Annotated in this window: 19 protein-coding genes; 14 read left to right on the top strand and 5 right to left on the bottom strand. The window is 45.1% G+C overall.

Annotation, left to right across the window (positions count from 1 at the left end):
• Positions 1 to 14: 14 nt before the first annotated feature.
• Positions 15 to 233 carry an immunity 17 family protein gene (locus E5355_RS05805; protein WP_136009552.1) on the top strand — a complete coding sequence of 73 codons (219 nt, stop codon included), beginning with the start codon at positions 15 to 17 and terminating at the stop codon, positions 231 to 233.
• Between the two features lie 60 nt (positions 234 to 293).
• Here the strand turns inward: E5355_RS05805 and E5355_RS05800 are convergent, their stop codons facing one another.
• The 3 genes from E5355_RS05800 to dnaE form a co-directional block, all read right to left on the bottom strand.
• On the bottom strand, positions 294 to 626 hold the full coding sequence (locus E5355_RS05800) for a hypothetical protein (RefSeq protein ID WP_136009551.1): 333 nt from the start codon (positions 624 to 626) through the stop codon (positions 294 to 296).
• 111 nt (positions 627 to 737) lie between these two features.
• On the bottom strand, positions 738 to 1,052 hold the full coding sequence (gene trxA, locus E5355_RS05795) for a thioredoxin (RefSeq protein ID WP_136009550.1): 315 nt from the start codon (positions 1,050 to 1,052) through the stop codon (positions 738 to 740).
• Positions 1,053 to 1,218: 166 nt separating this feature from the next.
• Positions 1,219 to 5,016, bottom strand: coding sequence for a DNA polymerase III subunit alpha (gene dnaE, locus E5355_RS05790; protein WP_136009549.1), 3,798 nt, complete (start codon positions 5,014 to 5,016; stop codon positions 1,219 to 1,221).
• A 171-nt stretch (positions 5,017 to 5,187) separates the two neighbouring features.
• Between dnaE and E5355_RS05785 the strand changes: the two genes are divergently transcribed.
• From E5355_RS05785 to E5355_RS05775, 3 genes are all read left to right on the top strand, one after another.
• Positions 5,188 to 5,874, top strand: coding sequence for a phosphatidylserine decarboxylase family protein (locus tag E5355_RS05785; protein ID WP_136009548.1), 687 nt, complete (start codon positions 5,188 to 5,190; stop codon positions 5,872 to 5,874).
• A gap of 13 nt (positions 5,875 to 5,887) precedes the next feature.
• Positions 5,888 to 6,595, top strand: coding sequence for a CDP-diacylglycerol--serine O-phosphatidyltransferase (gene pssA, locus E5355_RS05780; RefSeq protein ID WP_136009547.1), 708 nt, complete (start codon positions 5,888 to 5,890; stop codon positions 6,593 to 6,595).
• A 67-nt stretch (positions 6,596 to 6,662) separates the two neighbouring features.
• Positions 6,663 to 6,962 carry a DUF4834 family protein gene (locus E5355_RS05775; RefSeq protein WP_136009546.1) on the top strand — a complete coding sequence of 100 codons (300 nt, stop codon included), beginning with the start codon at positions 6,663 to 6,665 and terminating at the stop codon, positions 6,960 to 6,962.
• A gap of 17 nt (positions 6,963 to 6,979) precedes the next feature.
• On the opposite strand, the gene E5355_RS05770 is transcribed toward E5355_RS05775, so the two are convergent.
• Complete coding sequence (locus E5355_RS05770) at positions 6,980 to 7,414, bottom strand: nucleoside deaminase (protein WP_136009589.1); 435 nt, start codon at positions 7,412 to 7,414, stop codon at positions 6,980 to 6,982.
• Between the two features lie 33 nt (positions 7,415 to 7,447).
• The gene (locus E5355_RS05765; RefSeq protein ID WP_136009545.1) at positions 7,448 to 7,681 is read right to left on the bottom strand and encodes a hypothetical protein; all 234 of its coding nucleotides are present in this window, start codon (positions 7,679 to 7,681) and stop codon (positions 7,448 to 7,450) included.
• A gap of 297 nt (positions 7,682 to 7,978) precedes the next feature.
• Here E5355_RS05765 and E5355_RS05760 point away from each other — a divergent pair, with 297 nt between their 5' ends.
• The 10 genes from E5355_RS05760 to E5355_RS05720 all read left to right on the top strand — a co-directional run bounded on the left by E5355_RS05760 (position 7,979) and on the right by E5355_RS05720 (position 20,337).
• Positions 7,979 to 9,802 (top strand): S41 family peptidase, encoded by a 1,824-nt coding sequence (locus tag E5355_RS05760; protein WP_136009544.1) that lies wholly within the window; start codon positions 7,979 to 7,981, stop codon positions 9,800 to 9,802.
• Complete coding sequence (locus E5355_RS05755; RefSeq protein ID WP_136009543.1) at positions 9,802 to 10,167, top strand: YraN family protein; 366 nt, start codon at positions 9,802 to 9,804, stop codon at positions 10,165 to 10,167. Before E5355_RS05760 ends, E5355_RS05755 begins: the two co-directional genes overlap by 1 nt.
• Positions 10,168 to 10,228: 61 nt before the next feature.
• Positions 10,229 to 10,585 (top strand): MmcQ/YjbR family DNA-binding protein, encoded by a 357-nt coding sequence (locus E5355_RS05750; protein WP_136009542.1) that lies wholly within the window; start codon positions 10,229 to 10,231, stop codon positions 10,583 to 10,585.
• Complete coding sequence (locus E5355_RS05745) at positions 10,569 to 11,342, top strand: biotin--[acetyl-CoA-carboxylase] ligase (protein WP_136009541.1); 774 nt, start codon at positions 10,569 to 10,571, stop codon at positions 11,340 to 11,342. Before E5355_RS05750 ends, E5355_RS05745 begins: the two co-directional genes overlap by 17 nt.
• Before the next feature lie 533 nt (positions 11,343 to 11,875).
• Positions 11,876 to 13,630, top strand: a complete 1,755-nt coding sequence (locus E5355_RS05740) for a tetratricopeptide repeat protein (RefSeq protein WP_136009540.1) — start codon at positions 11,876 to 11,878, stop codon at positions 13,628 to 13,630.
• 188 nt (positions 13,631 to 13,818) lie between these two features.
• Positions 13,819 to 14,187 (top strand): DUF3244 domain-containing protein, encoded by a 369-nt coding sequence (locus tag E5355_RS05735; RefSeq protein ID WP_168354285.1) that lies wholly within the window; start codon positions 13,819 to 13,821, stop codon positions 14,185 to 14,187.
• A gap of 46 nt (positions 14,188 to 14,233) precedes the next feature.
• Positions 14,234 to 14,410: a hypothetical protein gene (locus tag E5355_RS19360; RefSeq protein ID WP_168354284.1), complete on the top strand. Its 177-nt coding sequence runs from the start codon at positions 14,234 to 14,236 to the stop codon at positions 14,408 to 14,410.
• A gap of 102 nt (positions 14,411 to 14,512) precedes the next feature.
• Positions 14,513 to 15,832, top strand: a complete 1,320-nt coding sequence (locus tag E5355_RS05730) for a radical SAM/SPASM domain-containing protein (protein ID WP_136009538.1) — start codon at positions 14,513 to 14,515, stop codon at positions 15,830 to 15,832.
• 12 nt (positions 15,833 to 15,844) lie between these two features.
• Entirely contained in the window at positions 15,845 to 18,139 is a 2,295-nt protein-coding gene (locus E5355_RS05725; RefSeq protein ID WP_136009537.1) for a TonB-dependent receptor, read from the top strand.
• Positions 18,136 to 20,337, top strand: a complete 2,202-nt coding sequence (locus E5355_RS05720) for a peptidase domain-containing ABC transporter (protein WP_136009536.1) — start codon at positions 18,136 to 18,138, stop codon at positions 20,335 to 20,337. The genes E5355_RS05725 and E5355_RS05720 overlap by 4 nt, the downstream gene beginning before the upstream one ends.
• The last annotated feature ends 8 nt before the right edge of the window (positions 20,338 to 20,345 follow it).

Here is a 20,345-nt window from a genome sequence, read left to right as displayed (position 1 = left end):
AATTGTCAATTCCCATGAGCCAATACATCGTTCAAGGAATTTTTGCCGTCGCGGGCATCATCGCCTTGCTGGCAGCCATATTGAACTGGAACTGGTTCTTTACTGCCCGAAACACCCAATTTATCGTGCAAAATGTAGGGCGGCGGCAAGCCCGTTGGTTCTACGGTGTATTGGGTGTCATCCTCATCGGAACATCCATCTTCTTTTTTCTGAATACGCCATCGGCTACATAAAAACAAAAATCGCGGATAAAGCCACGCTTATCCGCGATTTTCCTATACTTTTGATACAGACTATTCTTCGTCCAAAGATTCCGCATACTCCATTTCACCTTGCACGATGAAAAGGATTTCTTCCGAATCATAGTCACCCATCCCATCTTTATGGGCTTCCTTGACAATATAGTCCACGATTTTCTCCAAATCAATCTCGATGTACCCATCTGTATCCGGATGCGCATCAAGGATGCCGCTCTCGGAATAATACTCGTCAATCAAATCGAGAAAATAATAGAACTCGTCGTCAGAGAACTTCTCTTTCAACTCCTGCGGCAAATAATTCTTGATGTACTCGATAGTCTTTTCATCATCGACATCATTCTGCAAAAAATCGTCTTCCATTCCCATACTTACTATTGCTTAAAGGGTTAATGTTATTGACTATTTGACAATTTACTATTTGGCTGTGCCATGATGCCGAAAGGGTAAATCGTAAATAGCAAATCGTCAAATAGTACCTTATAATATCGCTTCTATCTTGGCCACGTAAGCAGATTTCGGAGCCGAACCTACCTGCTTATCCACCAGTTCTCCATTCTTGAAGAACAAGACTGTAGGGATGTTGCGTATACCATATTCGGCAGCTACGTCACCGTTCTCATCCACGTCGCATTTGCCAATAATCACTTTTCCTTCATATTCAGTAGCCAATTCATCGATGATTGGTCCCACCATCTTACAAGGGCCGCACCAAGGCGCCCAGAAATCCATAACTACTGGTTTTCCCTCTGCCAAGATTTCTTGAAAATTGTTGTCTGTAATTTCTAAAGCCATTTCTTTTAATATTAAATGTCAACTATAATTATTAATTTTCTGTCAATTGCATTTTATCAGTCTTCGCTTCCGAAACAAAGATAGTGCAAACTGAATGCAAAACAAAATGAACTTGTTCATTTTTTATGCTGAGGTGCAGCCTATCTTCGTTTTCTAACCAAGAAAACTAATTAATCCTGAACTCAAGGTCCGGACGTTCTTTTAAATAAGTAATTAGTTCACGCCCCACGGAAAGCTTCACGGGACGGGAAATCAAATCGACCGTCATCTTACTATCCTCATCTCTGACTTTGAAATAAAGCTCCGTGCTACCCGGACGTTCCTTGGTCAGTTCTGCCAGTTCAGTTATCAAAGCCTTATTCAGTACACTCAACGGAATGAGAATAGTTATCTTCTCGATCAGTTTTTCCTTGACGTCAGGCAACAATTCCATGGAGGTTATCTTCAGTTCCAGTTCATCCTGCCGCCATTGCTTAGGCTGGCAACGGGCTTTGATGAATAAGAAGGTACGCTCGCCCAGATACCCCTGATAAGTCACCCAATCATTTCCGAAGAAAGGAAGTTCTGCCGAACCGGAATAGTCTTCAATCTTGGCTATGCCGTAAGGATTGCCGTTCTTGCTGATACCGCGACGCACGGCAGTCACGATGCCACCCATTGTTATTTCGCGTCCCACAAGCACCGTCTTATCTTCCAGCTCTGCCATGTGAGTGTTGCAAACATGCTCCAGAACCACAGAATATTCATCCAACGGATGTGCGGATAGATAGATACCTACCAAATCACGCTCCCGATTCAAACGGTCGAGGTCACTCCAACGTTCCGCTACCGGTATCTCCGGAGTGGCGATATCCACCACATTCTCACCACCAAATAGGGAATTTACAGCCGCTGCCTTGTCAGCTTGGTAACGGTTACCATAACGCACCAAGGTTTCGAGGAAGACCTCGTTCTTGGAGTTTACGGCAAAAAACTGCTCTCGCTTCAACTCAGGGAAGCCGTCGAACCCGCCCGCCAAGGCAAGGCATTCCAGATTCTTCTTGTTGCAGGCTGTCAGATTGACACGCTGCACAAAATCAAATATCCCTTTGAAAGGACCATTCTTTTCGCGTTCCTCCATAATGCTCTGCACAGCACCCTCGCCTACCCCTTTCACCGCACCAAGGCCAAAACGGATATTGCCTTCCTTGTTCACGGTGAACTTCAGGTTACTTTCATTCACATCCGGTCCCAATGTATTGATGCCCATTGCCTTGCATTCGTCCATCAGCTTGGTTATATCGGTAATATTCGCCAAACTTCGGCTCATGACCGCCGCCATGTATTCGGCCGGATAGTTGGCCTTGAGGAAAGCCGTCTGATAGGCCACCCACGAATAGCAAGTGGCATGTGACTTGTTGAAGGCATAGGACGCAAACTTTTCCCAGTCGGCCCAGATTTTCTCAAGCACTTTCGGGTCGTGGCCGTTCTTTTGTCCACCCGAAATGAATTTCGGCTTCATGTGGTCCAGCTTGTCACGCAGTTTCTTACCCATCGCCTTACGCAAGGCATCGGACTCACCACGGGTGAAGTCCGCCAGCAAACGCGACAGAAGCATGACCTGCTCCTGGTAGACCGTAATGCCGTAGGTATCCTTCAGATACTTCTCCATGATGGGGATGTCATACTCGATGGGCTTGCGTCCCCACTTACGGTCGATGAAGTCGGGGATATAATCCATAGGCCCCGGACGGTAGAGGGCGTTCATGGCAATCAAATCCTCGAAAGTGCTCGGTTGCAACTCGCGCAGATACTTCTGCATGCCAGCCGATTCAAACTGAAACGTACCGATGGTACGGCCGTCGCAATAGAGTTTATAGGTAGCAGGGTCGGAAATGGATATCTTGTCGATGTCGAGTTCCAAGCCGCGGTGCAGACGTACATTGGCAACGGCTTCCTTAATGATGGACAAGGTTTTCAGTCCGAGGAAGTCCATCTTGATAAGTCCCGTATCTTCGATGACGGAACCTTCGTATTGGGTTACGAGCATCTTCTCGCCCGTCTCCTTATCATCCGCCGTGCTGACAGGTACCCAATCCGTGATGTCGTCACGGCAAATAATAGTACCGCAGGCATGCACACCCGTACCGCGTACATTACCTTCCAGCATCTTGGCATATTTCATCGTATCGCGCACCAGTGGATCGGGCGAAGCCTCCGCAGCCTGCAATTCGGGCACGTAGGCAATGGCATTGGGCAAATTGAGTTTCTTGTCGGGAATCTTATCCGGCACAAGCTTGCACAGACGGTCTGATTCGCTCAAAGGCAGTTTCTGTACGCGTGCCACATCCTTGATGGCCATCTTGGTCGCCATCGTGCCGTATGTAATGATGTGCGCCACCTTCTCTTGCCCGTACTTATCCGTCACCCAGCGGAGCACTTCTCCACGCCCGTCATCATCGAAGTCCACATCGATATCAGGCAAAGAGATACGGTCGGGATTCAAGAAACGCTCGAACAGAAGGTCGTATTGAATCGGGTCTATTTTCGTGATGCCCAAGCAATAGGCCACCGCCGAACCGGCAGCCGAACCACGTCCCGGTCCCACCGAGACTCCCAGCTGTGTACGGGCGGCATTGATAAAGTCCTGCACAATCAAGAAGTATCCCGGGAAACCCATCGTCTTCATGATGTACAGCTCAAAGACCAGACGTTCCTTCACCTCGTCGGACAAGGGGTCACCGTACAACTTCTTGGCACCGTCGAATGCCAACTTTGCCAGATAGTCGGCTTCCAGCTTGATACGGTACAGTTTGTCGTACCCCCCCAGACGCTTTATCTTGGCATTGGCAGCATCCTCATCCAGCACCACCTTGCCGTTCTCATCCTGAGTGAACTCATCAAACAAGTCCTTTTCGGTATACTTCTGACGATAGCCTTCTTCCGTCCCGAAATCTTCAGGAATAGCAAACGTAGGCATAATAGGAGCATGGTCGATAGAATAATACTCCACCTTGTCCAAAATCTCCAAGGTATTGGACAAGGCTTCGGGCACATCTTCAAACAAGGCGTTCATTTCAGCCTTTGTCTTCATCCATTCCTGCTTAGTATAGAGCATTCGGGTAGGGTCATCCAGATCCTTACCCGTACTCAGACAAATCAGGCGATCGTGCGCTTCCGCATTCTCTTCATCCACAAAGTGGACGTCATTGGAACAGATAACCTTAATGTCATATTTCCGGGCAAACTCCAACAACTTGGCATTCGCCTTCTGCTGAAGCGGATAAGCTTCGTGATTGGCACGGGGAACAGTGGCTTTATGGCGCTGAAGTTCCAGATAATAATCATCGCCAAACAGATTCTTATACCAGCGTACAGCTTCTTCCGCCTCTTCCAGCTGGTCATTGATAATCTTCTTAGGAACCTCGCCACCGATACAAGCCGAGCAGACAATCAGCCCTTCATGATACTTTTCCAGTTCACTGCGATCTGTACGCGGACGCATATAGTATCCCCTTGTCCAAGCATGCGATACAAGTTTTATCAGATTGTGATACCCCTTCTCATTCTTTGCCAGCACAATCAGGTGATAACCACTCTGGTCCGGCTTCCCCTCCTTCTTATCCATGGTTCGGCGGGCCACATACATTTCACAGCCCACAATCGGCTTGAACAACTTGCTTTCCGCTTCTGCCATCTTGGTACGGCAATCGGCAATCTCCGCTTCCTTGTCTTCACACTCTATCTCACCACTTTCAATACCGGCAATCCTTTTCTTGAGGTCCTTTATCTCCCCCTTCGGCCCGCTGTTCTTCTTGTTGACATAGTTGGTGAACTCCTTGATACCGAACATATTTCCATGGTCGGTCACGGCAATGCCTTTCATACCATCCCTCATAGCCTTGTCAACCAGCCTGCTGACACTTGCCTGACCATCCAGAAGAGAGTATTGGGTATGGACATGTAAATGAACAAAATCTTGCATATATATCCTTATCTATTGAGAGCCTAAAATTACAACCTCTATCACAGCTAACAAAAATATTTCCCAAAAAGTTATCAACACGCACATTTCTCTCTCCAAATCCTTGTTAGATTTTCAAAATAAGCCTATTTTTGCAAATAATTTCTATCTAAAATAGCAAATACTATATACATGAGTCGATTAAAAAGATTAAAAAAGATACGTATACACCGTGAAGGAACACATACATTAGCAGGCAGCTTGGCTCTGATTCTGACTGTCAACACTGCCCTTTACTTCGGATTGGAATGCAAAGTTCCTTTTTACGTAGTAGCGGTCATTAGCCTCATTGTATATGGCATACTAGTGAACTTCTTCCGCTGTCCCATCCGTTTGTTCGGACAGGAAACAGAGAAAGTCGTGATAGCTCCTGCCGACGGTAAAATCGTAGTGGTGGAAGAAGTAGAAGAAAACGAATACTTCCACGACCGCCGTATCATGGTATCTATATTCATGAGCCTGGTCAATGTACACGCCAACTGGTATCCGGTAGACGGTACGGTAAAGAAAGTGTGGCACAAAAACGGAAAGTTCATGAAAGCCTGGCTGCCCAAAGCCAGCACCGACAACGAGTGTTCCACTGTAGTAATAGAAACTCCGGAAGGCGTGGAAATTATGGCACGACAGATAGCCGGAGCCATGGCGCGCCGTATCGTAACCTATGCCGAACCGGGCGAGGAATGCTATATCGACGAGCATATGGGTTTCATCAAATTCGGTTCCCGCGTGGACGTCTTTCTGCCGTTGGGCACCGAAGTATTCGTTAAACTAGGACAACAGACTACCGGTAATCAGACTGTGATAGCCAAACTTAAATAATAAAAGAACAACAATGGCAAACTGCATTACCCGCCATATTCCAAATATTCTGACCTGCCTGAACCTATTCTCCGGGTGCATTGCCTGTGTCATGGCATCCGAAGCCAAATATGAATGGGCACTCGCTTTCATTATCTTCAGTGCCGTATTCGATTTCTTCGACGGCATGATGGCACGTGCACTGGACGCACATTCCATTATCGGCAAGGATTTGGATTCTCTGGCAGATGATGTCAGTTTCGGAGTGGCCCCTTCCCTGATTGTATTTTCCTTGTTCAAGGAAATGAACTATCCAAGCACAATGGAAAGCATGGCCGACGTTTTCCCCTATCTCGCATTTCTTTTGTCCGTGTTCTCTGCACTACGGCTTGCCAAATTCAACAATGACACCCGCCAGACAAGCTCTTTCGTAGGACTTCCCGTCCCGGCAAATGCCTTGTTCTGGGCTTCATTGGTGACGGGCGCTCACGACTGTTTGGTGAGCAACAGCTTCCATCCGGTTTATCTGTTGCTGCTGGTCTGCCTTTTCTCATGGTTGCTTGTATCGGAGATTCCAATGTTCTCACTCAAATTCAAGAATCTGTCATGGAAGGACAATAAAACAAGCTTCATTTTCCTACTTGTCTGCATTCCGTTCCTTATCTTCTTGGGAATCTGCAGCTTTGCTGCAATTATCGTGTGGTATATACTACTTTCGCTTATTACAAGGAAAAGTAAATAAACATTTTTCCGGCACAATTGTTGTATTGAAGTTCGCAGAAAACGAACACATAAAAAGACATTAGCCCATGTTTCATATTTTAGGATTTTTATTTATCATCATAATTGCCATTCTGCTCATTGGTCTTAGCATTATCGGTAGTGTCATCCGAACCATATTCGGATTGGGTGGACGCCGTACTTCCTCCAACTCCGGTCCCTACCAAAAAGGAAATGGTAATTACCAGCCGGGAGGGTATTCCTACAATGATAATAAACAATCGCCTGAGGAGGCACAAGCCGAAGAGGGTGAAATACGTCCCCGCCACAAGAAACTGTTCTCCAAAGACGAAGGAGAATATGTGGATTTTGAAGAAATTAAAGAGTAGGAATTAAGGATAAAGGATTATTTGCGCCTGGCGGCAAAGAACTCCTTCATTAGGACGGCACATTCATCTGCCAGGATTCCTTTTACTACTTCTGTTTTGGGATGCAATGCCTGCGAGGCATAGCGCTGATACCCTCTTTTCTCATCTTCGGCGCCAAACACCAGGCGCCCCATCTGTGCCCAAGCAATGGCACCGGCACACATCACGCAAGGTTCCACTGTGACATAGAGAGTACATTCATTCAGATATTTGCCACCAAGGGTTGCGGCGGCAGCGGTAATGGCCTGCATCTCGGCATGGGCGGTGACATCTGTCAAGGTCTCTGTCAGATTATGGGCACGGGCTATGATACGGTCCCTACAAACCACAACCGCACCTACGGGAACTTCTCCCCGTTCACCTGCCTTATGCGCCTCCAAAAGCGCCTGTTTCATATAATAGCTATCGTCCAACGCCACTCCGTTTCAATTTTTAATTCTTAATTTTCACCTCCTCATATCGTGCTCACCGAACAAAGTAGGATAATCTTCTTCCATATTCTTATGGATAAACATGAGAATAGTCTCCCGCAGCCAGCGCGACTTGTTCGTTATCTTGTATTTATCCAGATAACGGTCTACAATCCGCAGTTCTTCCTCGCTCATCAGGCATACCATGCGCTGCTCGCGTCTTGGTTCTTCGGGCGTTGCTTTCGCACACGTTTTATCTCTCTTTCTCATATTTCCTGCAAAATTACTTTTACTTCTGTAAAAACAAAACGAATCAATGTATTTTTCTTTCCAAAGCAGAGGACATCTGCCCGGCAATAGCGACATTTGTCAAACAGACATCAAACCTAAAACGAAGAGGCATCGAATCCATAAAAAAGAAAGTCTATGAAAGAGGTTGAAAGGAAAAGGAAACTGCAAGACGACAAAAAAGGAGTTTTTGAAGACCAGATGAAAAGAATATCCCCAAAACTCTTCTGCCGAATCAATTAAAAAAGTACTTTTGAGACGTTTAAAAAATGCATCAATATGAACCGAATCAATTATCTTGCTTTCTTCCTTCTGGCAATAGTCATGATAACAACATCATGCAACGATGACAAGGAAGACCGACCATCCGGCATTGCCAACCAAAGTTGGAAAGAAGGAGAAGTGTTAACAATCAGTACAGAAAAGGATTTAACCATACGCTTTACCACATACGGCAAGTGGGTGGCCACTGTAGCAGGCGGTGCGGATTGGTGCAAATTGTCCCAAACATCGGGCAACAAAGGTTCCCACAGTTTCATGGTATCGGCAAACGGAGCAACAACCAAGGACCGAACAGCTACCATTACTGTCAATGCGGAAGGAAGCCGACCAAGCAGTTTCAAAGTGACACAAAAGGCCGGTAGCCTTCCCGAAGATACCGGAGATGCGATAGTGAACCGAGAAGTGAACAAATACCTAGATGAAATGTACTTGTGGAACGAGGAATACAAGAGCTTGAAGAAAAATTTCAGTCAGGGATATGAAGACTTTTTCTATAATAACCTATATGGTATGACCACCAACACCTTGGACAAGAAAGCTGACGGAAATGGCAACTACCACCTCTTCTCGTATATTGTAAAGAAAAAGACAATCGGCACCACACGCGCCGCAACCCAAATAGAAAGAGAGCTGGAATACAGTTTCGGATTCACCGGAATGATAGCCGTAGAAATAAGTAATACACAAATAGTCCTCTGCCCGCAAGGAATCTATCCGGATTCACCAGCTTCCGAGAACGGAATAAATCGTGGTGCTTTCCTTTATAAGATGAATGGAAAAGATATAACTAAAAGCAATATGAATCAGGTGTTCATGCAACTGATGTATCCGGAGTCTTCCGTCGCTGCCACTCTGACCGAAATAGAAACTGACGAAAACGGAAACTTCAAATACGATGAAAGCGGCAATCTGTGTACCCGCGAGAGCGCACTTTCTGCTCGTGCCATGTACAAGAATCCTATACTGCACCACGAAGTGATAACGAGCAACAACGGACATAAGACAGGCTACTTGGTATATGAGAACTTCGATGCCGGATTTGACGATGTACTGTTTGACGTATTTAAGGAATTCAAGCGCGAAGGCATACAAGACCTAGTGCTCGACCTACGCTACAACGGCGGCGGACATGTTACAACGGCCAACCTGATAGCTTCGTGTCTGGCCGGAAGCAACTGCCGGGACAAAGTGTTTGCCAAATACAGATACAATGAAGAGCGAATGAAAAAATACTCCAATTCCCGCTTGGAAGAGAATTTTTCCTATGGCTGGTATGCCAACCTGAAAACATCGCTCACCGCAGCCGCCCTCGGCCTAAACCGCCTCTACTGTCTGGTGGGTAGCGGCACAGCTTCAGCCAGCGAACTGGTAATCAATGCACTGAGGGGTATTGGCATTGATGTGGTGCTCATCGGAAAACGGACCACTGGAAAGAACGTGGGCATGGAACCCAAAGAAATCACCGTGGAAAAAGATACTTACGAAGTGGTTCCAATCACTTTCCAAACCTACAATGCCAAGGGATTCGGAGAGTACGAGAACGGATTCCTGCCTGACATTGAGTTAGATGAGACAGATGCCGACGGCGACGGTTACTTTAACACCTACTTTCACTTCGGGCATCCGGATGAACCACTACTGGCACGCGCCATCCGTGAAATCACCGGCGAACAGCCGATTGGCACACGCAGCCTGATGCGGGCACCCGCCAACGGCAAAGCATTCGCCCTGCCCACTGTTCAACGCCCAGGACACTACGGCATGATAAAAACAAGCGAATTGCCTGCCGAGAACGCACTAACCGGTATTGCAATACAGTAATGGCCAACCACAATGTCCTCGGAAAAGCCGGTGAAGACGCCGCTGCCAAATATCTGGAACAGAACGGTTACACCATACGCGACCGTAATTGGCGAAAGAATCACCTGGAGCTAGATATAGTGGCTGCCAAAGACGAAGAACTGATAATAGTGGAAGTAAAAACCCGTAGCAATACGGACTACATCGAGCCGCAGGATGCCGTGAACTGGCAGAAAATACGCCGTATTGTCGTAGCGGCCGATGCCTATGTCAAGCTCTTCTGCCTGGATGTACCCGTTCGCTTCGACATCATAACAGCCGTAGGCGAACCGGGAGCATTCAGGATAGAGCACATGAAGGATGCCTTCTATCCGCCCATGTTTTGATAACTGACAAATGAGAGTTATTGTAATCGTAAATCATAAATTGTAAACCGTAAATACCATCATGGACATAGAAACCGCCCGCGAATATTGCCTCAGCAAAAAGGCCGTCATGGAATGCCTTCCGTTCGACGAATACTCGCTCGTAATGAAGGTCATGGGTAAAATGTTTGCACTCATCGACCTGGAAAGTGCCAATAAGATTTGTCTGAAATGCGATCCAGAGTATGCACTCGAACTGCGAGAGCACTATGCAGCCATCGAAGGTGCCTATCACTTCAACAAAAAATACTGGAACCAAGTGCTTCTGGACGGTGACGTCGACGACAAATTGTTGAAACAACTGATAGACCACTCTCTTGAAGAAGTATTAAAGAAATTCACAAAAAAAATGCGTACCGAATATGAAGCCCTGCCCTGACACATTCCCGTTCCCGCTGGTGGCATTGGACGAAACGGCATCAACCAATCAATACCTCAGCCAGCTTTGCAACCGGTTGCAAGAATCCGTTGCCGAACTGACGACCGTGACTGCCGAGTTCCAAACCGCCGGTAAAGGCCAGCGCGGCAACACCTGGGAAGCCGAAGAAGGCAAGAACCTGCTTTTCAGCGTTGTACTCTACCCTTCTTTTCTGGAAGCCCGCCGGCAGTTCATCCTTTCACAAATCGTCTCCCTCACTATTAAGGAAGAACTGAGCAGATGGTCTGATGAAATCACCATCAAATGGCCGAACGACATCTATTGGAAAGACCGGAAAATCTGCGGCATACTGATAGAGAACGACCTTTCCGGACACCATATCAAGCGTAGCATTGCCGGAATCGGCATCAACATCAACCAGGAAGTCTTCAACAGTGATGCTCCCAACCCCGTCTCACTGAAACAAATCACCGGAAAGGAGCACGACCGTTATGAAATCCTTGCCCATATCCTGAGACGTATACAAATCTACTACAACAGCCTCCAAATGGAGGACTTCGCTGCCTACTCCGACGAGATATCCACACGGTATGCCCGCTCCCTTTTCCGTCGCCGGGGATTGCATCCTTATGAAGACGCCGACGGCAAGTTCCTTGCCCGGTTGCTGCGTGTAGAGCAAGACGGACGTTTTATACTGGAAGACGAAAACGGCAAAGAACGGGAATATCTCTTCAAGGAAGTACAATACATATTGTAAAGCCATAGGCTGTCCCGGCTCAGCCGCACCGCTACATAGAGTTTTTTTCTCATTTTATCTGCCATCTGCAAGGTTTCGGCACTTACTTCACTGCAAGACAATTAGTTGCAGGCTTGCAGATACCCCTTGCAGACAAAGTATCTGCAAGCCTCGGAATTGGGTATAAAGACACCTATCGTCTTCATGTTCAAAATACAGATAACATATTAGTTCACAATGGTGAACACTTTGTTTATATGGCATGAAACAAAGTGCTCAATCAATATGAAACAAAGTGTTCTCTATAATGGAACAAAGTGTTCTCCCTAATGGAACAAAGTGTTCTCCCTAATGGAACAAAGTGTTCTCCCTAATGGAACAGTTTGTTTCACACGTTGAAACAAGCTGTCCTATGTGTCGAAATAAACTGTTTTGTGTGTAGTTTAACGCTTTAGTGCGTTGAAGTATCTTACCTGCGCAATCTATGTTTCAAAAAGAGTATTAAGCCAACGTGAATTCCAAGACTTATAAAATAAAACGCTATATTTGCCGATATGAAAATAATAATACGGACATTATTGCTTCTTCTTGTCCTGCCGAGCCTCTTCTACGCCTGCGGACGCAAGTCCCATCCACAATCATTGATTCTTGCGGACAGCCTGGCAAGTGCCAACCCGGACAGTGCCATCACTTTGCTGAAAAGCATCGACAGCAGCATGCAGGCCGAACCGGAAGCCGTGCAGATGTATTATCGGCTACTCTGCATCAAAGCGAACGACAAGGCATATATACAGCATACATCGGACAGCCTGATACTGCCCGTGTTACATTATTATATAAAGAAAGACGATGAACGGCATCTGCCGGAAGCTTACTACTATGCCGGAAGGGTGTATCGCGACTTGGGAGACGCACCGCAGGCGTTGGGGTACTTCGAAAAAGCTGCGGAAGCATTGCCCGAAGACGGAGGATACAAACTGAAAAGCAAGATTTACAGCCAGATGGGGACGCTGTTTGCTTATCAAAGCATGTATACCGAAGCTTTGGAGATGTATAAGAAAGGGGGAGAATACGACAATATACTGAAAGACAGTGTCGGCATGGTTTTCACATTGAGGGACATAGGCAATATGTACAGAGAATTGGGCAAACGAGACAGCACATTAGCCTACTTCAAAGAAGCAAACCGATTGAGCCAACAATTACAACGCGCAGATTTATTTAATATGATGCAAGGGCAACTTGTCGCAATTTACACAGATTTGCAGGAATACGATTCTGCCCATGCAGTATTGCAGAATGCCCTAAGGGATATTGAGCGTCCCAGTAGGAGTGCCATTTACAGCATTGCCGCCCGTCTATATGATATAACCTTTCAGATGGATTCCGCCACATGGTATTACAAAGAGCTGTTGGGCTTCGGTTCTGTCTATGCCAAGCAAACAGCCTGCCGCAGATTATTGGAACTCACCCTCAAACAGAATGGCGCGCAGCAAGCATCCAGTTACCTCAATGGTTACCTTTTGTATACCGACTCCATACAGAAACTCACGCAAACGGAAACCATCCATCGGATGCATTCCCTTTACAACTACCAACTGCGTGAGAAAGAGAACAACAGACTGAAAGCAGAGAACAACCGCCAAACATCCTGGATTTGTATTATCAGCGGAGGATTTGTCATTGCCATACTCTCATTTATCGCTTACCGTCAATGCAGCAAGCGGAAACGTCTGGAATTGGAGCAACAACTGGACAAGCTTCGTACAATAGAAAAAGAAAACAGAGAAAAAATTGATTTCCTCGAAAGGCACAAAGCGCAGAAGGAAGAGTTGGAAAAGAATCTGGTAAATATCAATATTCCCGATAATAGCATACTGAAGAAACAATTAGGACAGAAAATAGAATTACTCAATCACATCCTGCAGCAGCAAGCAATCGAAAAAGAACAAGAAAAAGAAGCCCAAGACTACTTGTTCTGTTCCGAGATATACAAGAAACTCCAAGGACGTGCAAACTCTGCACGTGGTGAAGCTTATATCATTCAGGAAGAATGGGATTCACTAAAAGAACTCATACCCCCCGCCTACCCTACCTTCTTCGAAAGGCTGTATTCGCTGCACACTCCCAACGAAAACGAATTGCACGTCTGCATACTTCTCAAACTCCAATTCCGCCAAGCGGACATCGCACGCCTACTGCAACTCAAGCCGGAAAGCATTTCTTCCATCCGGAGGAGGCTTTACCAGAAAGTAACCGGAAGTAAAGGAAGCCCGGAAATGTGGGACAAGATTATAGACTCATTATAAGCATCTTATCCAAAGGATGAACACCTTTCATCCATTCATGCACATATTTTTGCACATAGCCCTACACATACTTTTGCACACAAAGAAGCGATGTGCACACAACCATGCACATACATAAAGCAGCAAGAAGTCTTAATAAAATCATTTTTATTTTCAACTTTGCGACAACGAAACAAAAACAAAATCAAATGAAAGCAAAGTATCTACTGTTGGTTTTAGGCATATTCTGCTGTATGAGTATTAAGGCTATAGAAGAGGATATCCCATTATATAGAACTTCCGACTCCAAAGGAAATTGGGATAAAGACAAACGCTCCATTACTTTAATACCTACCGCTACTATTGACGGAAATACAATCCGTATCTATTCGGATGTAACAATATCAGGACTTCAAACGTCTATAAAAGATAGCATGGGTAATATTGTTTATTCCTACAATGACATGACATCTTCACGATGCCATACGTTCGAAGTATATAGTTTGTACGAAGGAGAATATACCCTTGAATTGAAAATAGGAGAAGATTCTTTTTACGGAAGTTTCATTTTTGACTAAAAAAAGATAGCTATCCCAATAATTATCAACTCAAAATGTAACGATTATGAATGAATTAAAATCAACTTTACCTCTTGAAATGATACAACTCAAAGAGGAAGAAATGGCTCTACTGAAAGGAGGAGCCAATGAGGATGTTTACATGAACAATGGTTGCGATTGCAATTGTGGCGATTGTTGTAGTGCAACTACCCCAATAAGACCGAATAAAGGAGAACACTAAATGTTCTTAAGCCTCTTAGAACGACAGAATATAGTAAAAATGGTGCGAACTAATATCTATATTCTGTCTTTTACCAACGAACTTTAAATTTGCCATATAACCATGAAAAGCAGCTATTATAATTTGTATACGTCATGCAATGCAGGTATGCTATGCTTCAACACATACCATGACAATTACATCGTAATAAACCGCTGTACCTATGACCTCATACAAAACAACGACTATGATAAAGTTAACGAAACCACTTTGAAGGTTTTACAAGAAAACGGCTTTATAGTGGAAAACAATGTAGACGAATACAGTAACCTTATACAAGAATACCACAAGAGCGATACTTCCGGAACCTTCAATCTAACTTTACTTCCTTCATTAGATTGTAATGTCAGATGCTGGTATTGCTTTGAAAAGCATATTGTAGGCAGCCACTTATCTTGTCAGCAACAGAATAAAGTGTTCAGATATGCACAAAACATACTAAACAGAGAAGACATATCCATCATACATTTTTCTCTGTTTGGTGGTGAACCCATGTTGTATTTTAAAGAAGAAGTTGCACCTTTGCTGTTTAAAGTAAAAGATTATGCAAAGACGATAAACAAGGACATTAGAGTTTCCATCGTTACAAATGCGACCCGTATAACAGAAGATATTATTCCTATGTTAGCAGAACTTGACGCCACTTTCCAGATAACCATTGACGGGTACAGAGAAAAGCACAATTCCATCAAAAAATCACCGGAATTTAAAGAAGGTACTTATGATGTCGTGATGAAAGCCATCCATGACCTAACTAATGCTTATGATTCGCGCATCAATTTAAGAATAAATTTCGACAATCAGACCTTCAAACACCTGCACTCCGTTGTCAATGACATACAAGACATAGACAGAAAGAAGATAAGGATTCATTTGGAGCGTGTATGGCAAACCACTGCGTCAGATGATTCCAGTACGGGAACCGATCTCAAAGAATTCATTAATGAAATGTTACGGTTGAATTTCCGTTTGTCATACCTCAATTTCGGTAGACGGAATTACTCGTGCCTCATGGACTTAAAAAACAATGTGGTTATATCTTATAATGGTGATGTCTATAATTGTACTGGAAGAGATTTCACAAGCACTCACCAAGAAGGCCAACTTACTTCAGACGGAAGCATTGAGTGGGAACAAAACAAACTGGAGAAAAGAACCGCCATCAAAACATACAATGATTCAGCATGTATCCGATGCAAATTGTTACCGCAATGCTGGGGACTCTGCAAACAAAAGATATTGGAACACCCCAATAAGGCAGAACAGATGTGTCCGCTAAAAACAATGGAAATTACCATGGATGATTACATTACGTACCGTTTCAACAATGAATATATATCCCGTAAGATATTCGGCAATAAGCAACCTGTCTTTTTTACTTAACGTTTGCAAATCATGAACTATAAAATACTCTTGATTATCCTCGCTATATCATATCTGGGGTCTCACGCAGCCAAGGGGCAAAACCTCCGGCAACTTTCAGGCATCGTAACAGATACCCTTGGAAAAGGAGTTGAACACGCAACCGTATGGATTCAAGCGATGTCCGACTCCTCTTCTCATAAGACATTCACAAACAAGAACGGGCAATACATATTCGGAAAGCTACCGGAAAAAGAGTACACGTATCACATCTACCACGACAACTATCAAAGCGTGAACGGCACCATCTACTTGAATGGCAACAAGGAATTAGGACATACACTCTACCCGGTGAAGAATGTGAATTTGGATAACGTCGTAATAACCGCAGACCGTAGCAACGTCATAAAGTCCAATGCCCAAAGCACTCTTTTTCATCTGTCTGGAAATGCCAGGAAAGAGAAAAGCATTTACGAAGCCTTGCAAGAAATACCCAATTTAAAGGTGGATTTGTCCATGCGGAAAATAAAGACGGCCGATGAACAGAACGTAGTCATATTGGTCAATAATATGCAACGAGACACTTCCATAGAATCCATCGACCCGGCAGAAGTGGAAAGCATAGAAATAATGGAAAATCCACCGGTCAAATACCTAAAAGACGGGCATGCAACGGTGCTCAATATCAAGCTCAAAAAAAGAAGCCAGACTTACCGGTTACTGAATCTGTACAATGACGTCCATCCGGGAATGGTGACAAACTCTCACAGTGGAAGTTTTGAAACCGGAAACGACAAATTCTCTTTCTATACCATCTTGTTTTGGTCGGGAGCCAACCGTGAAAAAGGGAATGAATACGGAGAACAGCATTACTCCGGAACAGACAAAGACTACAGCTTAAATACCCGGCACAATTCGCACAATGCCGCCTTTTACATAGGGGGAGACTTTGTACCCAACCTTAACAACTACCTCTCTTACAGTTTATATGCCGATTATAACAACACAAAAACAAGAAAGTGGGGAGAAGGGAGTATCTCACAAAAAGAGACTTCCTATGAATATGATGCCCGGAGATTAACCCACAACCGTCCCATTACCTATGCCGGGAAAGTATTGCACCAATATCGGCTGAGCGAGAAAAGCCTGCTTGAAAGTACCCTCAGTTACAGTTACAGCCTCAATAAAGACAGCAACTGTAACCATGAATTTTCCGACAATTACAACTATTCCAATGAGAACCGCTATAAAATGGTTTATCAGACCGGCAGTTACATAGCCGAATACCAAAAGAAATGGGACAACAAAAACGAACTGACAATAGGAAGTGACACTTACTATATAAACGGGAAATTGGACAACACTTCGACCGCAGGCAGCAATACTTTCGACTACCGAAGCTGGAACGAATACTTGTATGCCACATACAGTAGTGCAAAAACACCTTTTTCGTATATGCTATCGTTGGGACTGGATTGTCATTACAATAAAATAGAAGACATCAAGAATCAATACTACAAGATAAGAGTTTCGGGAAATGCAAGCTACTCATTCCGGAAGCATCATCTGCTTAAAGGCTACGTCCGGGGATATACATCCAATCCTTCCATTTCCCTGCTGAACCCGTACAACACCTCCACAGACAGCCTTCAAGTCATCAAAGGAAACCCCTACCTTGAGCCAAGTTATACCATCGAGAGCGGAGCAGCCTACCGGTTCACCCTAGGAGCCTGGTATATAGAACCCGACATCTGCTATGCCCGATATATGGATATATACGAAAGAATAGGCCGGAAGGAAGGAGAGGTTTATGCCTACACTTACGAAAACAAGAAAAGGGAGTCCCAGCTTATTGCCACGCTCAGTGCCAGATACAACATAAAGAATGTAGGGCATATCGGATTGATGGGAAGATACCGTAGATGCTTTTTTGAGAATACCACGAAAAGCTGGATAAGCATTTATCCCAATTGGCGTTTCTATTATAAAAATATCTCGCTGAACGGTTCCATCAGCTTCCAGCCCTATTCTCATGAGGAATATTCCAAAAGGAAGAATTCTACCGATTGCAGAATGGCACTTAACTGGAATATAAATACCAATTGGAACGTAGGAATCGGCATGCGCTACATGATAGAACCTTATGAATATGCCTACTCTATTGACGATACCCGGTTGGATTATCACAGTTACATAAACTACGATTACCCCAAACGGGACAAAATGCTTTACTTCACCGTTCAATATGTATGGAAATATAAAGCCCCCAAAAGAAAAAGCCAATATCTGCAACAAGAAAAACCGAACATACAGTTATTGAAAGAATGATGAGATTCCCACTCCATAAACAGTACGACTCTATGCAGTGCGGTTTAGCCTGCTTACAAATGATATGCGATTTCTTTGGAACAAACTATTCATTGGAAACAATATCCCGATACTGTTTTGCAACTACGGAAGGAACATCATTACGCAGCATCAATGAAGCCGCTTTAAAATTGGGATTTCATACAATAGTGGGAAAGGTAACAATTCCCCAATTAAAAGAAGCTTCATTGCCTTGTATCCTATATTGGAATCAGAAACATTTTATCATATTATATGATATAAAAAAACGAAAGAAGAAGAATATTTACTATATAGCCGACCCGGCAAAAGGATTGCTAAAATACACGGAAGAAGAATTTAAAGAAAATTGGTTTAATACATTTGTTAAGAACGAAGAAGCTGGCATCGCCCTCTTCCTCCAACCCACCCCAGCCTTCTACGAGAAGCAGGAGGAGCACAAATCGGAAAAGCGCTCCTTCTCCTTCCTCTTCGGCTATTTCCGCCAGTACCGCCGTTACTTCGGGCAAATCATCTTGGGGCTACTGATTGGCAGTGTCCTGCAACTCATCTTCCCCTTCCTGACGCAAGCCATTGTGGACGTAGGAATCAAGCACCGGAACCTGAATTTCATCTATCTGATACTTATCGGACAGTTGATGCTGACCGTCAGTCGGACAAGCGTGGACTTCATACGTCGGTGGATATTGCTGCACATCAGTATGCGGATAAATATCTCGCTGGTGTCGAACTTCTTCATCAAACTGCTGAAACTGCCCATGTCTTTCTTCGACACCAAGCTGATGGGCGACCTGCTGCAACGGATGAACGACCACAACCGGGTGGAAAAGTTCCTTACCACGCAGACACTCAGCGTGATGTTCTCGCTGTTCAGCTTCATCGTGTTCGGAGCCGTGCTGTTATGCTACAACCTGCCGATATTCTGTATTTTTCTGGCAGGCAGCATCGCCTACTCCGTCTGGATAGCCCTCTTCCTGAAACGGCGGAAGCAGATAGACTACCTCTACTTTGAGAAGCAGGCGAAGAACAACAACAAGACTTACCAGTTCATCACCGCCATGCAAGAGATAAAGCTGCAGGACTGCGAACAGCGCCGGCGCTGGGAATGGGAAGACGTGCAGGCCGAACTGTTCGATGCAAATATGAAGAGCCTAAGACTGCAACAGACACAAGAAGCAGGAAGCATCTTCATCAACGAGATAAAGAATATCGTGATTACCGTAGTGGCGGCAACCGCCGTGATAAACGGGCAGATGACTCTGGGTATGATGCTGGCGGTGCAGTACATCATCGGACAACTAAGCTCGCCCATCGAGCAGCTGATGAATTTCATCTACTCCCTGCAGGACGTGAAGATAAGCTTGGAACGTATCAACGAAATACACGAGATGGAAAACGAGGAAAGTAATCCGGAGGCGATTGCTGCATTTCAAAGCCAAGACAAAAGCCTACGGCTGAAAATGGTGGACTTCAAGTACGACCCGCACGCCTTGAACAAGACTCTGGACAGTGTGGATTTTGAGATTCCCGAAGGGAAAGTGACTGCCATCGTGGGCACCAGCGGAAGCGGAAAGACGACAATCATCAAGTTGCTGCTGGGCTACTACAAGGCATTGGGCGGAGAAATCTCTATCGGCGGCACAGACATCAACCGCTTCAACCTGAAGTGGTGGCGCAGGCAATGCGGCGTAGTGATGCAGGACGGGGTAATCTTCTCCGAATCCATAGCCCGGAACATTGCGGTGGACGATGGGGATATAGACAAGGAACGGCTGGCAGAGGCTGCCCGGATTGCCAATATAGACGACTACATCATGCGCCTCCCCCTGAAATACAACACCTTGATAGGGCAGGACGGCGTAGGACTGAGCCAAGGGCAGAAGCAACGGATACTGATAGCCCGCGCCGTCTACAAGAATCCGCAGTACATCTTTCTGGACGAAGCCACCAATGCACTGGATGCCAACAATGAACGGGCGATTGTAGAAAACCTGATGGAATTCTACAAAGGGAAAACGGTAGTCGTAGTGGCGCACCGCCTGAGTACCGTCAAAAATGCAGACCGGATAGTGGTGATAGACCAAGGAAAAATCATAGAAACCGGAAAGCACCAGGAACTGATAGCCAACCGGGGAGCTTATTATAACCTCGTAAAAAACCAATTGGAATTGGGCAGTTAGCGCATGGG

The organism is Bacteroides muris (ex Afrizal et al. 2022) (assembly GCF_004793475.1).
GTDB classification, from domain to species: domain Bacteria; phylum Bacteroidota; class Bacteroidia; order Bacteroidales; family Bacteroidaceae; genus Bacteroides; species Bacteroides muris.
The sequence above is the reverse complement of the archived record's forward strand: the minus strand, read 5'-3'. Positions and strand labels throughout refer to the sequence as shown.

Coding starts and splice junctions, on each gene's coding strand:
- E5355_RS05735 (WP_168354285.1), top strand. CDS start 13,819: ATGAAAGCAAAGTATCTACTGTTGGTTTTAGGCATATTCTGCTGTATG.
- E5355_RS05760 (WP_136009544.1), top strand. CDS start 7,979: ATGAACCGAATCAATTATCTTGCTTTCTTCCTTCTGGCAATAGTCATG.
- E5355_RS05750 (WP_136009542.1), top strand. CDS start 10,229: ATGGACATAGAAACCGCCCGCGAATATTGCCTCAGCAAAAAGGCCGTC.
- E5355_RS05725 (WP_136009537.1), top strand. CDS start 15,845: ATGAACTATAAAATACTCTTGATTATCCTCGCTATATCATATCTGGGG.
- E5355_RS19360 (WP_168354284.1), top strand. CDS start 14,234: ATGAATGAATTAAAATCAACTTTACCTCTTGAAATGATACAACTCAAA.
- E5355_RS05800 (WP_136009551.1), bottom strand. CDS start 626: ATGGGAATGGAAGACGATTTTTTGCAGAATGATGTCGATGATGAAAAG.
- E5355_RS05805 (WP_136009552.1), top strand. CDS start 15: ATGAGCCAATACATCGTTCAAGGAATTTTTGCCGTCGCGGGCATCATC.
- E5355_RS05740 (WP_136009540.1), top strand. CDS start 11,876: ATGAAAATAATAATACGGACATTATTGCTTCTTCTTGTCCTGCCGAGC.
- E5355_RS05765 (WP_136009545.1), bottom strand. CDS start 7,681: ATGAGAAAGAGAGATAAAACGTGTGCGAAAGCAACGCCCGAAGAACCA.
- E5355_RS05720 (WP_136009536.1), top strand. CDS start 18,136: ATGATGAGATTCCCACTCCATAAACAGTACGACTCTATGCAGTGCGGT.
- E5355_RS05775 (WP_136009546.1), top strand. CDS start 6,663: ATGTTTCATATTTTAGGATTTTTATTTATCATCATAATTGCCATTCTG.
- dnaE (WP_136009549.1), bottom strand. CDS start 5,016: ATGCAAGATTTTGTTCATTTACATGTCCATACCCAATACTCTCTTCTG.
- E5355_RS05730 (WP_136009538.1), top strand. CDS start 14,513: ATGAAAAGCAGCTATTATAATTTGTATACGTCATGCAATGCAGGTATG.
- trxA (WP_136009550.1), bottom strand. CDS start 1,052: ATGGCTTTAGAAATTACAGACAACAATTTTCAAGAAATCTTGGCAGAG.
- E5355_RS05745 (WP_136009541.1), top strand. CDS start 10,569: ATGAAGCCCTGCCCTGACACATTCCCGTTCCCGCTGGTGGCATTGGAC.
- E5355_RS05785 (WP_136009548.1), top strand. CDS start 5,188: ATGAGTCGATTAAAAAGATTAAAAAAGATACGTATACACCGTGAAGGA.
- pssA (WP_136009547.1), top strand. CDS start 5,888: ATGGCAAACTGCATTACCCGCCATATTCCAAATATTCTGACCTGCCTG.
- E5355_RS05755 (WP_136009543.1), top strand. CDS start 9,802: ATGGCCAACCACAATGTCCTCGGAAAAGCCGGTGAAGACGCCGCTGCC.